Raw genomic sequence first — 14,558 nt, 5'->3', positions numbered from 1 at the left:
ATGGAAATTCTTCCGGTAGCCGAGTTGAAGATCGGCATGTTCGTTGTCGAGCCGGACTGTCCGTGGACGGAGTTTTCCTTTGCCTTGCAGGGCTTTGTCATTTCCACGCCGGAGCAGGTTGATATCTTTCAGCGCAAGTGCCGTTTTGTGCAGATCGACCGCTCGCGCTCGCTCAACGAACATTACGCAGAACCCAAGGCGAGAATTGACCGTCCCTTGCGCTCCTCACCCTTACCCGTTGCTCAGCCGGCGGATGACGACAGTACGATTGTGCGTCGGCCGCCGATCTTTTCGGCAGAGCAGGTCGAACGTCAGCGGCGGCGTCGCAACTTTCTCGAATTTCTGCATGGACAGGAAGGGGATGCCCACGTCCAGGCGCTTGGTCGCGAACTGAGCTATATCGAACCGCGCTATGACTCCCTGTTGAAGGCGCTGCAGCAGACTTTCCAGCAGGTTACCGCCGAACTGCATTTCGATTTCGGCAATGTGCGGGAAGGCGTTCGCGATGTTGCCGGCAGTCTGCAGCGCAATCCCGATGCCGTGATGTGGCTGCTGCGTCTGAAAAGCGTGGATCAGTACAGCTTCGACCACGCCATGGATGTTTCGATTCACGCGCTGTTGCTCGGCGGTCATGTCGGCTGGCGTGGGCAACGATTGCTCGAACTCGGCGTTGCCGGTTTGCTGCAGGATATCGGCAAGACTCAGGTACCGCCTGAATTGCTGTCCAAGACAGATCCGCTGACAGGCGAAGAGCAATACCTCGTGCGCTCGCATGTCGCAAGCTCGCTGGAGATTCTCATGCGCCAGTCGAATCTGCCCTCCGACGTCCTGCAGATCGTTTCCCGCCACCACGAACGCTGGGACGGCAGTGGTTACCCGCAGCGCTTGCGTTTCGAACAGATCGGCCTGGCGGCGGAGATTGCCGGGCTGGTCGATTCATTTTGTGCAATGCTGCGCAACAAGCCCTACCGGACGGCCATCGGCCACCAGCAGGCGCTGGAGGAGCTGTTCAAGCTGCGGGACAAACAGTTCAATCCGGTCCTGATGGAGCAGTTCGTGCAGTGCGTCGGGCTGTATCCGATCGGCACGCTGGTCGAGTTCAGCAGTGGTGAAGTCGGTGTGGTGATTCAGCAAAACCGTGTCCAGCGATCGCGTCCGCGCGTGCTGTTGATGCTGGATACGGGGAAGGAGCCGGTCCGGAGCTATCGGGTGATTGACCTGCGCAAGCCGGAGTTCGATGCAGTTCGCATCATTCGTGCCCTGCCGAATGATGCTTATGGGTTGTCGGCCAATGACTACTATCTCGGATAACTCGCAGAGCTACGTCGATTTTGCGGCTTTCGGGCTGGAGCCCGACGATCTCGCCTCATTGCGCAGTCTCGACGGAATATGGGGAATGGCGCTGCGGGAAACGCGTCCGCTGGTCGCCAACGATCCGGTATTGCTGGATTTTCTCGAGCTGTCCGAGGCGCTGCCAGTCTCCCTGGCCGACCCGGACTGGCAGCAGCGCTGGGTGCGCAGCTGGCACGACCTGCTCGGGCGCGGCTATGCATTGGTCGAAATACTGCGTCTTTTCTTCACCTTTGTCGCTCGCTGCGAACAGGAACTGACCGGTGATCGGGAAACGGTCGGTCGCGTCGTCCTGAAGCTGTTCTCCAGTTTGCGTCGTGGTGTCCTGGCGGCGGTCAGCTGCGCCATCGAACTGGGCGAAGAGGCGCATATCGATGCTGCCGGAATGCCGGGAGAACTCGCTGCCCTGCGTTGTCTGCGCGACATGCTGCAGGCTAACCGACAGGTCGGCGTGCTGTCGATTTCGGTGGTCAATCGTGATTCCTTCGCCTATCTCGCCGCGAGTGATCTGCAACGCCTGCCGTCCATGCTGGCGGCTCGTATTGCTGATCGCTTGCGGCCGGTAGACAAGGTTTTTGCCGGGCGTGAGGGCGAGTGGCTGGTCATCCTGCCTGATGTGCATGCGATGGCCCAACCGACGCTGGCGGCTGCCCATGTCGCGCAGATGTTCGGTGAGCCGGTGAGCCTGTTCAGCGGACGCAGCATCATGGTGCACGCCACCATCGGCGCCGCGATGCTTCCCGAGCATGCGCTCGATGCCGAAAACGCCCTGCACAGCGCTCGTCTGGCGCGTTGGGAGGCAGGCAGCAAGCGCCAGTCGTTCGCCTGGTTCGACAGCAGCCTGAGTGCTGACTGGCAGCAGCGTTACCATCAGGTCGAAGCCTTGCACCAGGCCTTGCAGCAGGAGACGCTGGAGTTGCATGTGCAGCCGCAGGTCGAACTGGACAGCGGGCGTTGCACCGGGGCCGAACTGTTGTTGCGCTGGCGTGGAACCGACGGTGCATGGCTGGCGCCGCAGACGGTCATCGACATGATCGAGGAGAACGGCTGGCGAACGATTTACACCGACTGGCTTATGCGTGCCGCGATGCGCACGGCCAGCGAACTCGACGCTGTCGGCATCGGGATCGGCCTGTCATTCAACCTGACGGTCGCCGACATGGTCGACGAGGACCTGCCCGAGTTGTTGGCGCAGCGACTGGCCACCTGGCAGATTCCCGGTCAGCGCTTCACGCTCGAACTGACCGAGTCGGCGCTGATGGTCGATCGCGAAAAAGGTCTCGCGATCATGAGCCGTCTGCGCCAGTTGGGTTGCCGCCTGGCGCTGGACGATTTCGGCACCGGCTATTCCTCGCTCAGCTATCTGGTCAGCCTGCCGATCAATGAAATCAAGATCGACCGCTCGTTTGTCATGGCCATGTTCGATTCCGCCGACAGTTTGCGCGTGGTCAGCACCATCGTTGATCTGGCCCGTGATCTGGGGATGCAGCCTTTGGCCGAGGGCGTCGAGACCGAAATGCAGCGCAGCCAGTTGCTGACGCTTGGCTGCGCAGCGGGGCAGGGTTATCTTTACGCCATGCCGATGCCGGTCGATGAATTCATCGCCTGGTACCGGGCGCAGGAAGCCCGGGTGGCAGCCGCCGCAGCCAAGTAACCCGTTGTCCGGAGAAACAGATGTCCCTGACGAGTTTCATCAAGAAGCAGTTCATCGATGTCCTGGAATGGACGGAAGCCGACGACAGCCTGCTGGCCTGGCGCTATCCCATGCTCGATAACGAGATACAGAACGGTGCCAGTCTGACGGTGCGCGAGTCGCAAATGGCCGTCTTCGTGAACGAAGGTGTCATTGCCGATGTCTTCGGCCCGGGGCGTTATCGCCTGACGACCGCGACGTTGCCGCTGCTGACCAATCTGAAGCACTGGGACAAGCTCTTTGCCTCGCCCTTCAAGAGCGATGTCCATTTCTTCTCGACGCGTTTGCAGCTCGATCGGAAATGGGGAACGTCGACCCCGGTCGTCATTCGTGACAAGGAATTCGGCGCAGTGCGTCTGCGCGCCTACGGCATTTACGGCTATCACCTGGTCGATCCGGCGATTTTCTATCGGCGGATTTCCGGCAGCCGCGACAGTTATGCCGGCGAAGAGCTCGAAGGGCAGTTGCGCAACAGCCTGATCGCCGGCCTGGGCAATCTCTTTGCCGAATCCGGCATTCCCTTCATCGACCTGGCGGCGAATCAGGACCAGCTGGGCCTTGCCATGCGCGACCGGGCGGCGCCGATGTTCGCCGAGCTGGGGCTGCACCTGGACTCGGTCATCGTGCAGAACTTCTCGCTGCCCGACGAATTGCAGAAAGTGCTGGACCAGAAGATCGGCATGAACATGGTCGGCGACCTGCAGCGCTACACGCAGTTCCAGGCGGCCAGCAGCATTCCGGATGCGGCGCGCAACGAAGGCGGGCTGGCAGCGATGGGTGCTGGCGTCGGCCTGGGGCAGGTGCTCGGTCAGTCGATGGCGACGGCGCTGGCACCGGCTGCCACCGTGGGGGCTGACGATGTTGTCGCGACGCTGGAAAAACTGCACGCGCTGGTCGGCAAGGGCATTCTTTCCCAGGCCGAGTTCGACGCCAAGAAAGCGGAATTGCTGAAAAAGCTCGTTTAAACCCGGTTGACCGCAGGATTATTGCGTCCGCGCTCAGTCGCCGCCGCAACCTCCGCCATCACCGCCACCGTCGCTGCCGGAATCGCCGGCGCAGCCGCTGCTGCAACCGATGTGGCTGGCACAGAAACCGCTGGTCGTCGCCCCGTCAGCGCGGCCAGCCAGACAGTCCAGCTGGTACACGAAGCCACCGGCAATGCCCAGCGCGGCGTCCAGCGCGAACAGGCGCGGCAGGCGCGCCGGCTGTTTCGGGTCGATCCCTTCGTGGGCGCAGGCCAGCCGCCAGCTGCGCTTGATGCCGTCGCTGGCGACCCGCGGTGAAGACATCGCCTCGGCCGGCGTATGGTGCAGGAAACGACCGAAGGCGCGCTGGCAGAAGGCCTGGTAATTGCGGGTGAACAGGATGAACTCGTGCCAGGCATCGTCGACCGCCTGCGAAGGCATGGCAACCATCTTCCGGCCGGCGCTGTTGCAGATCAGGAAATAGTCGCGCAGGCCTTCGAATACCTCGCGACGTTGCCGCTCATCCAGTTCGGGTCGACGTGACGCCAGCCGCCGGTCAAGCCGTTCCTGCAGCGGGAAATCCTCGATGAAGCGGGCGCGCCCGGCCTGCCGCCATTTGCGCCAGGCAAGCCAAAGCCCGAACAGCAGGACAGCAAGCAGGACGAACTTCATCAGCGCACGTCGAAGCAGAGATACTTCACTTCGAGGTATTCCTCGATGCCGTATTTCGAGCCTTCGCGACCAATGCCGGATTGCTTGATGCCGCCGAAAGGCGCGACTTCGTTCGAGATCATCCCGGTATTGACGCCGACCATGCCGTATTCCAGCGCTTCGCCGACCCGCCAGCTGCGGCCGATGTCGCGCGTGAAGAAATAGGCGGCCAGACCGAACTCGGTATCGTTGGCCATCGCCACGGCTTGCGCCTCGGTTTCGAAGCGGAACAGAGGCGCCAGCGGGCCGAAGGTTTCCTCGCGGGCGACCTGCATGTCGGTCGTTACATCGGCCAGCACCGTCGGCTGGAAGAAGTTGCCGCCGCGCGCGTGGCGGGCGCCGCCGCAAAGCACGCGGGCGCCCTTGGCCAGCGCGTCGGCGACATGGGCTTCGACCTTGGCCAGGCCGGCGGCGTTGATCAGCGGTCCCTGGGCGACGCCGGCTTCGCTGCCGGGGCCGACTTTCAGTTCGGCGCTGCGGGCGGCCAGCCGGGCAGCGAATTCCTCGTAGATCCCGGATTGCACCAGGAAGCGGTTGGCGCAGACACAGGTCTGGCCGGTGTTGCGGTATTTTGCCGCGATTGCGCCGTCGACCGCAGCATCGATGTCGGCGTCGTCGAAAACGATGAACGGCGCGTTGCCGCCCAGTTCCAGCGACAGCTTCTTGATCGTCGGCGCGCATTGCGCCATCAGCAGGCGGCCGACTGCGGTCGACCCGGTAAACGACAGCTTTCTGACGATCGGGCTGGCGCACAGCTCGCCGCCGATTTCCGCCGGATTGCCGGTGACGACGTTGAACACGCCGGCCGGAAAACCGGCCTTTTCCGCCAATACGGCCAGCGCCAGCGCGGTCAGCGGTGTCGACTCGGCCGGCTTGACGACGACCGTGCAGCCGGCAGCAAGCGCCGGAGCGACCTTGCGCGTGATCATCGCCAGCGGGAAGTTCCACGGTGTGATCGCCGCACAGACACCGATCGGCTGCTTGACCACCAGCAGGCGGGTGTTTGATGCCGGGCTGGGGATGCTTTCACCATAGGTGCGCTTGGCTTCCTCGGCGAACCACTCGACGAAGGAAGCGCCGTAGATCGCCTCGCCTTTGGCTTCGGCCAGCGGCTTGCCACCCTCGGCGGTGATCAACTGCGCCAGATCGTCGGCGTTGTCGAGAATCAACTGGTTCCAGTTTTGCAGCAACTGGGCGCGGCGCCTCGCCGTCAGTGCTCGCCACGCCGGCAAGGCGGCATTGGCGGCGGCGATCGCGCGTTGCGTCTCGGCCGCGCCACAACGGGGAACCTCGGCGATGCGCTGGCCATTGGCCGGGTCCACCACGGTCAGTGTCTGGCCGCTGTCGGCAGCGACCCATTTTCCGTCAATCAGGTTGGTCGACCGCAGAAGTTCACTGTTTTGCAAGTTCATGAGCTTGAAAAATCCTGTAAAAACGTTAAGTTATAAGTAATTTCAAGAAATGGCCTTAACCGATGCGCTTTTCCTTGTCCTGCGTTTTCCTGTTCTCGGTGCTGCTTGCCGGTTGCGGCAGTCCGCTGCCGCGCGGTACTGCGGAGCGGGGAACTATAACCCAGGCGCCGCGAGCGGTCAGCGGGCACGCGACGGAGGTCGTCATGTATGCGATGTCGCTGATCGATACCGGCTACCGCTTCGGCGGCAAGAACCCGGAGGCCGGTCTGGACTGCAGCGGCATGGTCAGCTACATCTTCGACCAGGCCGCCGGTTTGAAGGTTCAGGGCAGCGCCGCCGAGATCGCCCGTCGCGGCCGGCCGATCGGCCGGCACGAATTGCGTCCGGGCGATCTGGTCTTTTTCAACACGATGAACCGGCCGTTCTCGCATGTCGGCATCTACATCGGCAACGACCGCTTCGTCCACGCGCCATCGACCAACGGCCGGGTGCGCATCGAACAGATGGGCAGCCGCTACTTCGCCCAGCGCTACGAAGCGGCGCGTACGCTGCTCGATTGAGTATCGCCAACATGAGCGCTCACCATGGACGCAAGCCACCTCATGGGAGTAGAATTCGCTCCTTTCCGCCCGTAGCTCAGCTGGATAGAGTACTGCCCTCCGAAGGCAGGGGTCGTGCGTTCGAATCGCGCCGGGCGGGCCATGCATATTCAACGGGCCGGAAGCGTGTCGCTTCCGGCCCGTTTCCGTTTTCAGTTCCGGATTTCTCAAGCCTTGGGAAGCGATGACATGGACAAGACTCAAGCCTTCCAGCTGATAGCCCGGGATGTGGTCGAGGGGCATATCGATTTCCCGACCAACGTTCAGGTCTCGCTCCGTCTGAGGGATGCCCTTTCCGATCCGGATTGTCACGTGGACAAGGCAGCCCGTCTGGTTGAGGCCGAACCCTTGCTGGCTGCGCGGATCGTCGCTCTGGCCAATTCGGTGGCCTACAATCCTTATGCAAGGGAAATCAGTGATCTGCGTTCGGCGATTTCCCGGCTGGGTTTTGCCGCGCTGCGCAGCCTGAGCATGGCGCTGGTTGCCCGTCAGATGGCCGGTGGCGCGCTGCCGGTCGCCTGCCAGGCGATTGCCGATCAACTCTGGCAGCATACGGCCCATGTTGCTGCACTTTCCCGTGTCATTGCCCGCCGGGTGACCGGTGTTGATCCCGAAGCCGCGCTGTTTGCCGGCCTGATGCACGAGGTGGCCGGGTTCTACCTGCTGGCAAAAAGCCCTGCTTACCCCGGGTTGCTTGATGGCGACTTTGCCGAGTGGATAGAAGTGGGCGAGCGCCAGGTTGGTGAACCTTTGTTGCAGGCGTTGGCAATTCCCGAGAACGTCCTGGCGGCCATCGAGGTCTACTGGGATGGCTACCTCGGCATGCCGCCGGCGGGGCTGGGCGATACCCTGCTGCTGGCAGAGCAGTTGTCGCCTGTGTCGTCGCCGCTGCACCGGATCGGGTCGGGCAACAAGTTTCCCGGCATCGATGCGGAAATCGAGGTGCTGGTTGGCGAAGCGCTGCTTACGGAAATTCTCGCCGAGTCACAGGGTGAGGTTGCCTCGCTTTATGCCGCCCTGTGCTTCTAGCGCTTGGCCGAGGTAAAACAGTTAACATTGTCGCTACTCATTTATGGGTATGATTGATGCCTGTCTCTGCAGTTTCCGTGCCTGCCATGGCATCCTGAGGCTGCTGTCGTTACTGATATAACCGAGTCGAAAATGAAAACAATATTTCTTGTGGATGATTCAGCGACCATTCTGCTCAGCATATCCAACATTCTTGCGAAAGCCGGCTACGCAACCGAAAAGGCGGCGAGCGGCGAAGAAGCGATGAAGAAGTTTCAGGCCGGCGTGAAGGTGGATCTGCTGATTACCGATCTCAACATGCCCGGTATCAACGGCATTGAACTGATCAAGCAGGTGCGCAAATTGCCGGCGTACAAATTCATGCCGATCCTGTTCCTGACGACCGAGTCGCAGCAGTCGCGCAAACTGGAAGCAAAGGCAGCTGGTGCGTCCGGCTGGATCGTCAAGCCTGCTACCGCGGATGAACTGTTGAACACGATCAAGCTGGTTCTGCGCTGAGGAGCAGACAATGCCGATAAACAGCCTGCATCGACGTGGCCTCCTCGTGGCGATGGTTGTGGCCATCGCGACCTTCGCCATCGTCTACGGCCTGAACGGGTGGTTCCACCAGGACTTCCTGCCTTCGCTGGGGCTGCCATCGCCGATGGGCGACGCGGTTGGCTCCGTGCTGATCGTCATGGTGGCCTACTTTGCTCAGCGCATGGTCTCGCTGGCTTTTTACCGCGATGTGATGTTCGGCTTGTCGAGCGAGCAGGAGCAGGTGGCCAGCAAGTTCAACGATGTCGAATCGGTCAGTGAGGAAGTGGCTCGCGAGCTGATGAATGTCCGCAACTACAACGACGTGCTGCGCAAGCAACTGGACGGAATCGTCCAGGCGACCGAGAGGGCGGCTTACGATATTGCCGAGCGTTTGCAGTCGATCGATGTCGTGGTGTCACGCCTCGACAACTTTGTTGCGGAAACCACGCAGGCATCCAGCGAGCTCGCTGCCAGTTCGGAAACCGATATTCAGGATAACCATGCGCTGATATCACGCATGGAGTCGTATATCCGCAATCGTATTGACGAAGCGACCCGGGATCAGCTGCGCATCGAACAGATCGTGCAGGAGGCCCAGGGCTTGGGTACGCTGGTCAAGCTGGTCAAGGACATCTCCGGGCAGACGAATCTGCTGGCGCTGAATGCGGCCATCGAAGCGGCCCGTGCCGGCGAGGCCGGTCGCGGCTTTGCCGTCGTTGCCGACGAGGTACGCAAGCTGTCGACGGAGACCGATACGGCCGTCAGCAAGATCAACGCCGGCATCAACAACGTCGCGGCCTCGATCCGCCAGCAGTTCGAAGACAAGCTGAAAACCAGCAACGTCGAAGCGGAGCGCTCGGCGCTGACCGAGTTTTCCACGCAGCTGGGCAGTCTGGGCGAGGGCTATCAGCAATTGCTCGATCACGACTTGAACGTCCTGAATACTGTACGCGAGGCCAGTTCAGATCTGGCAAAGATGTTCATGGACGTACTGGCAACCGTCCAGTTCCAGGACATCACCCGCCAGCAGATCGAGATTGTTGCCAATGCGCTGCACAAACTCGACGAGCATGCGGACAATCTGGCGCAGCGCATCAAGGCGACCGAAGACGACAATTTTCAGTACGCCCCGCTTTCGGAGCATCTGGACGAGCTGTACGGAAAATATGTCATGGACACGCAGCGCATCAGCCACCAGGAGGCCTTGCACAAGGCGGACGGCAGTGGCGGTGGCGCGGCAAGCGCCGGACCCAAGATTGAACTGTTCTGAAGGAAGCCGGTATGGGAACCCAAAACCGCCTCGCCATCACCGAAGATCTTACGATCTACCATGCGATGGAACAGAAGGAACGCCTGGTTGCCGCGCTTGAGATGGCGGATGGCCTTGAACTCGACCTGTCGCAGGTCGGGGAAATCGATACTGCAGGCTTGCAGTTGCTGATCCTCGTCAAACGCGAGGCGGCGCGGCGCGACAAGGCATTGTCCATCGTTGCACATAGCCCGGCCGTGCGGCAGACGCTGGACTTCTGCAATCTCGCCGCATTCTTCGGCGACCCGGTGGTGATTACGGCCCATGAGCAGCGGTGAGGAATCGGGAAATGGATGAACTGACCAGCGTATTCATACAGGAAGGCCGCGAGCAACTGCAGGCGATGGAAAGCGGTTTGCTCGAACTCGAGCAGCAGCCGGACAATCACGACAACATCAACGGGATATTCCGTGCCGCGCACACCATCAAGGGTGCATCCGGTGTCATCGAGTGCCACTTCATCGAAGCATTCATGCACAAGGTGGAAAATGTGCTCGATCGCCTGCGCAATGGCGAGATTCACGTCACCGGCGATCTGACCGGGTTGTTGTTGCGCAGTTGCGATCATCTCAGCCATCTGATGGATGTGCTGGAAGCCGCTGCCGCCGAACCCCCCGAAGATGTGCGTCATGCCGGCGATGCATTGCAGCTGGAGCTCGCTGCTTATACCGCCGAGGCCGCAGGGGCGTCGGCAGGCAGCATGATCGAGGCGGAAGCCGATGTCGAGGCATCCGGCGGCGGTGTCGTCAATACCGACAGCTGGCACATTTCGGTCCGTTTTGGTCCGCACATGCTGCGTGGTGGCATGGACCCGTTGTCCTTTCTTCGCTACCTTGCTTCGCTGGGCGAAATCCTGGCACTGGAAACCATTCCCGATGCCATGCCCGGGGCGGCCGAGATGGACCCGGAGTCCTGCTATCTTGGTTTCGAGATACGCCTGCAGACCCGATCGTCCAAGGCCGATATCGAGCGCGTCTTCGATTTCTGCCGCGATGATTGCGAACTGCGCATCCTGGCGCCGAACAGCAAGCTTGCCGAATACGTCAAGCTGATCCGCGAATTGCCCGAGGATGACATGCGTCTCGGCGAGATGCTGGTGCGCTGCGGCGCGCTGACCCAGAGTGAACTGGAAGAAGGCCTGTTTTCGCAGCAGCAGGGCAAGTTGCCCGGCGACGGCGATCCACTTGCCCCGCAACTCGGCGAGATTCTTGTCGACCACAAGGTGGTGCACAAGGAAGTGGTCGAGGCGGCCGTCAGCAAGCAGGCCCAGGTCAACGAGAAGAAGGCCGTCGAGGCACGGCTCATCCGTGTTCAGGCTGACAAGCTTGACCAGTTGATCGATCTGGTTGGCGAACTGGTGATTGCCGGTGCATCGGCCAACCTGCTGGCGCAACGCAGCAAGCAGAGCGAACTGGTCGAGTCGACGTCGATCCTGTCGCGTCTGGTCGAGAACATCCGCGATTCGGCTTTGCAACTGCGCATGGTTCAGATCGGCGAAACCTTCACCCGCTTCAATCGCGTGGTACGGGATGTTGCCAAGGAACTGGGCAAGGAAATCGACCTGGTGATCACCGGTGCGGAAACCGAGCTCGACAAGTCGGTGGTCGAGAAGATCGGCGACCCGCTGATGCATCTGGTACGCAACAGCATGGATCACGGCATCGAGCCGGCCGATGTGCGCGAGTCCCGCGGCAAGCCCCGGCGCGGCACGGTCGAGTTGAATGCCTATCACGACTCCGGCAGCATCGTCATCGAAGTCGTTGATGACGGCGGCGGCCTGCCGCGGGACAAGATCCTGCAGAAAGCCATCGACAAGGGACTGGTGCAGCCGACCCAGGTGCTGAGCGACCAGGAAATCATCAACCTGATCTGGGAGCCCGGTTTCTCCACTGCCGAGCAGGTGACCAATCTCTCCGGCCGTGGTGTCGGCATGGACGTCGTCCGCCGCAACATCCAGGGGCTGCGGGGAAGTTGCGAGGTTGCTTCGGTTGAAGGTGCCGGCAGCACATTCACGATCCGTCTGCCGCTGACGCTGGCCATCATCGACGGCTTTCTCGTCGGCGTCGGGCGCTCGTCCTATGTCATTCCGCTGGATATGGTCATCGAATGCATCGAGCTCAAGGAAAACTCGGCCGACCGCGATTTCCTCAACCTGCGCGGCGAGGTCCTGCCCTTTGTCCGGTTGCGCGAGATGTTCGAGGTCGAAGGCGAGCATCCGGCCCGGGAGAATATTGTTGTTGTCCAGTACGCCGGCCAGAAGGCCGGTATCGTCGTCGATCAGTTGCTCGGCGAATTCCAGACGGTGATCAAGCCGCTGTCGAGCATTTTCCGCCACCTGCGCGGGATCGGGGGGTCGACCATCCTGGGGACGGGCGAAGTCGCCCTGATCCTCGATGTGCAGACCCTGGTCCAGCGCAATGTGCGCAAGGAAGAACGTGATATGGCAGCGAACAACGCCGTCGCGCGGTCGACGACCCAGAATTGATTGTTTTCCCAGTGAAATGAAGAGGAGCCTCCTGTGTTGAATAACTTGAAAATCGGAACAAAACTGGGTGTCGGATTTGCGATTACCTTGATTCTTCTCATCGCGATTGCGACAGTCGGCACGCTGCGTCTGCAGTCGCTGAGCAACGATCTCGAATTGATCGTCAATGACCGCAATCCGAAAACGGTGTGGGCGAACGATGTCATCGATGCCCTGAACACGATCGCCCGGGCGATGCGCAACACCTTGCTGGTCAAGACGCCGGAAGAAGTGAATCGCGAAGTCGAGCGCATCGTCGAGCAGCGCAAGATTATTGGCGAGCGTATCGAGCGGATGGAGGCGACTTTCAATACCGAGAAGGGCAAGGCGGCACTGAAGGGCATTCTTGATTCCCGTGCTGCCTACGTGCCGATGCAGGAACGTTTCATCGAGATGGTCAAGGCCGGTCAACGCGACCAAGCCATCGAATACATGATGGGGGATATCCGCAAACAGCAGAACAGCTATTTCGACGCCGTGCATCACCTGATCGTCTTCCTCAATGATCTGACCGCAGCCGAAGGCAAGGCAGCCGTCGAGGCCGCCAGTGCAGCGCGTACCCTGATGGTGAGTCTGGCCGTCCTGGCAGCCCTGCTGACCATTGTTTTTGCTTTTGTCATCACCCGCAGCATCACCCGTCCGGTCAACCAGGTGGTCGATGCCGCGCGCAAGATGGCCGCTGGCGACATGAATTTCACACTGACCAGCGATGCCAAGGATGAAGTCGGCGAAGTGGTCCGTTCTGTGGCGGGGGTCCAGTCCTCCATCGTTGCGCTGATCACCGACGCGAACAAGCTGAGTGCAGCTGCCGTGGCCGGGCAACTGGCCACGCGCGCGGATGCCGGACAGCATCAGGGCGATTACCGGAAGATCGTCGAAGGTGTGAATGGCACGCTGGATGCAGTGATTGGTCCCCTGAACGTGGCTGCTAGCTATGTCGACCGGATCTCGAAGGGCGATATCCCGGCGAAGATCACCGATTCCTACAACGGCGATTTCAATACCATCAAGAACAACCTCAACACCTGCGTCGAAGCGGTTAACAAACTGGTAGCCGATGCCAGCATGCTGTCGGTCGCGGCAGTCGAGGGGCGCTTGTCCACGCGTGCTGATGCAACGCAGCACCAAGGCGATTTCCGGCGGGTTGTAGACGGTGTCAATAACACTCTGGATGCGGTGATCGGTCCCTTGAATGTTGCCGCGAGCTATGTTGACCGGATTTCGAAGGGCGACATCCCGACGAAGATCACCGATTCCTATAACGGTGATTTCAATGCCATCAAGAACAACCTGAACACCTGTATCGAAGCGGTCAATGCCCTGGTGGCCGATGCCAACCTGCTGAGCGCTGCGGCAGTCGCCGGCAAGCTCGAAACGCGGGCCGATGCCGCCCAGCATCAGGGTGATTTCCGCAAGATCGTGGAAGGCGTCAATGACACGCTGGATGCGGTGGTTTCGCCGATCCAGGATGTTCAGCGCGTAATGGGGGCGATGGAACAGGGCGACATGACGCAGACCATCACCAAGGCCTATCAGGGCGATTTCGCGATACTCAAGGATGCGATCAACAACACCATCGCCAAGCTGTCGGAGACGATTGCCCAGATCATCACCGCCGCCGATGCGTTGTCCAATGCTTCCGGCCAGGTTTCGGCAACGGCCCAGTCGCTGAGCCAGGCGTCGTCCGAGCAGGCAGCAAGTGTCGAGGAAACGACGGCCAGCCTGGAGCAGATGACGGCTTCCGTGACGCAGAACACCGAAAATGCCAAGGTCACCGACAACATGGCGACCAAGTCGGCCAAGGAAGCCGGCGAGGGCGGCGAGGCGGTCGGCAAGACGGTCGAGGCGATGAAGTCGATCGCCGACAAGATCGGCATCATCGACGATATCGCTTACCAGACCAACCTGCTGGCGCTCAACGCAGCCATCGAAGCAGCACGGGCGGGCGAGCACGGCAAGGGCTTTGCCGTGGTGGCCGCCGAAGTGCGCAAGCTGGCTGAACGTTCGCAGGTTGCCGCGCAGGAAATCGGCGAACTGGCCGGCTCCAGCGTCAAGATGGCCGAGCGTGCCGGTCACCTGCTCGACGAAATGGTGCCGAGCATCCAGAAAACCTCCGATCTGGTCCAGGAAATTGCTTCAGCCAGCCAGGAACAATCGACCGGTGTTGCCCAGATCAACAACGCGATGGGGCAACTGAACAAGGCCACGCAACAGAATGCCTCGGCGTCTGAGGAACTGGCAGCGACGGCCGAAGAACTCGGTGGTCAGGCGGGACAATTGCAGCAATTGATGGAATTCTTCTCGGTCGAGCAGTCAGTTGGCAGCCATGGTCGCAGTTTCAGCCAGCCGGCACCGGTCGCCCGCAGCGCTCCACGCGCTGCGCGTCCAGTGAGCGGGCGCTCCGCCACGGCGCTGATCGACGAGTCGGATTTCGAGAAATTCTGAGC

General features: G+C 61.0%; 12 protein-coding genes and 1 tRNA gene. 11 read left to right on the top strand and 2 right to left on the bottom strand.

Going from position 1 to position 14,558, the window contains the following annotated elements; translation table 11 throughout:
• From BJN45_RS12225 to BJN45_RS12215, 3 genes are read left to right on the top strand one after another with little or no spacing between them, the layout of a single operon-like run.
• A complete protein-coding gene (locus BJN45_RS12225; RefSeq protein ID WP_076095611.1) occupies positions 1-1,311 on the top strand; it encodes an HD-GYP domain-containing protein in 1,311 nt (436 codons plus the stop codon).
• Positions 1,292-3,004 (top strand): putative bifunctional diguanylate cyclase/phosphodiesterase, encoded by a 1,713-nt coding sequence (locus BJN45_RS12220; protein WP_170873086.1) that lies wholly within the window; start codon positions 1,292-1,294, stop codon positions 3,002-3,004. Before BJN45_RS12225 ends, BJN45_RS12220 begins: the two co-directional genes overlap by 20 nt.
• Positions 3,005-3,024: 20 nt before the next feature.
• Positions 3,025-4,008 carry an SPFH domain-containing protein gene (locus tag BJN45_RS12215; RefSeq protein WP_076095607.1) on the top strand — a complete coding sequence of 328 codons (984 nt, stop codon included), beginning with the start codon at positions 3,025-3,027 and terminating at the stop codon, positions 4,006-4,008.
• Positions 4,009-4,041: 33 nt separating this feature from the next.
• Here BJN45_RS12215 and BJN45_RS12210 read toward each other — a convergent pair whose 3' ends face one another.
• Positions 4,042-4,680 carry a glycine-rich domain-containing protein gene (locus BJN45_RS12210; RefSeq protein ID WP_076095605.1) on the bottom strand — a complete coding sequence of 213 codons (639 nt, stop codon included), beginning with the start codon at positions 4,678-4,680 and terminating at the stop codon, positions 4,042-4,044.
• Positions 4,680-6,131 (bottom strand): NAD-dependent succinate-semialdehyde dehydrogenase, encoded by a 1,452-nt coding sequence (locus BJN45_RS12205; RefSeq protein ID WP_076095603.1) that lies wholly within the window; start codon positions 6,129-6,131, stop codon positions 4,680-4,682. The genes BJN45_RS12210 and BJN45_RS12205 overlap by 1 nt, the downstream gene beginning before the upstream one ends.
• A 62-nt stretch (positions 6,132-6,193) precedes the next feature.
• On the opposite strand from BJN45_RS12205, the gene BJN45_RS12200 reads away from it, so the two are divergent.
• From BJN45_RS12200 to BJN45_RS12160, 8 genes are all read left to right on the top strand, one after another.
• Entirely contained in the window at positions 6,194-6,691 is a 498-nt protein-coding gene (locus BJN45_RS12200; RefSeq protein WP_076095601.1) for a C40 family peptidase, read from the top strand.
• Between the two features lie 65 nt (positions 6,692-6,756).
• Positions 6,757-6,833 (top strand) — tRNA-Arg (locus BJN45_RS12195).
• Positions 6,834-6,919: 86 nt separating this feature from the next.
• Complete coding sequence (locus tag BJN45_RS12190; RefSeq protein ID WP_076095599.1) at positions 6,920-7,759, top strand: HDOD domain-containing protein; 840 nt, start codon at positions 6,920-6,922, stop codon at positions 7,757-7,759.
• Between the two features lie 132 nt (positions 7,760-7,891).
• A complete protein-coding gene (locus BJN45_RS12185; protein ID WP_076095597.1) occupies positions 7,892-8,257 on the top strand; it encodes a response regulator in 366 nt (121 codons plus the stop codon).
• Positions 8,258-8,267: 10 nt separating this feature from the next.
• Positions 8,268-9,548 carry a methyl-accepting chemotaxis protein gene (locus BJN45_RS12180; protein ID WP_076095595.1) on the top strand — a complete coding sequence of 427 codons (1,281 nt, stop codon included), beginning with the start codon at positions 8,268-8,270 and terminating at the stop codon, positions 9,546-9,548.
• Between the two features lie 11 nt (positions 9,549-9,559).
• Positions 9,560-9,865 carry an STAS domain-containing protein gene (locus BJN45_RS12175; protein ID WP_076095593.1) on the top strand — a complete coding sequence of 102 codons (306 nt, stop codon included), beginning with the start codon at positions 9,560-9,562 and terminating at the stop codon, positions 9,863-9,865.
• An 11-nt stretch (positions 9,866-9,876) separates the two neighbouring features.
• The gene (locus BJN45_RS12170; protein ID WP_076095591.1) at positions 9,877-12,072 is read left to right on the top strand and encodes a chemotaxis protein CheA; all 2,196 of its coding nucleotides are present in this window, start codon (positions 9,877-9,879) and stop codon (positions 12,070-12,072) included.
• An 87-nt stretch (positions 12,073-12,159) separates the two neighbouring features.
• On the top strand, positions 12,160-14,556 hold the full coding sequence (locus tag BJN45_RS12160; protein WP_240494566.1) for a methyl-accepting chemotaxis protein: 2,397 nt from the start codon (positions 12,160-12,162) through the stop codon (positions 14,554-14,556).
• Positions 14,557-14,558 lie beyond the last annotated feature (2 nt).

The sequence above is a fragment of the Azonexus hydrophilus genome (assembly GCF_001956855.1).
In the GTDB taxonomy this organism is placed as follows: Bacteria; Pseudomonadota; Gammaproteobacteria; order Burkholderiales; family Rhodocyclaceae; genus Azonexus; species Azonexus hydrophilus_A.
The sequence above is the reverse complement of the archived record's forward strand: the minus strand, read 5'-3'. Positions and strand labels throughout refer to the sequence as shown.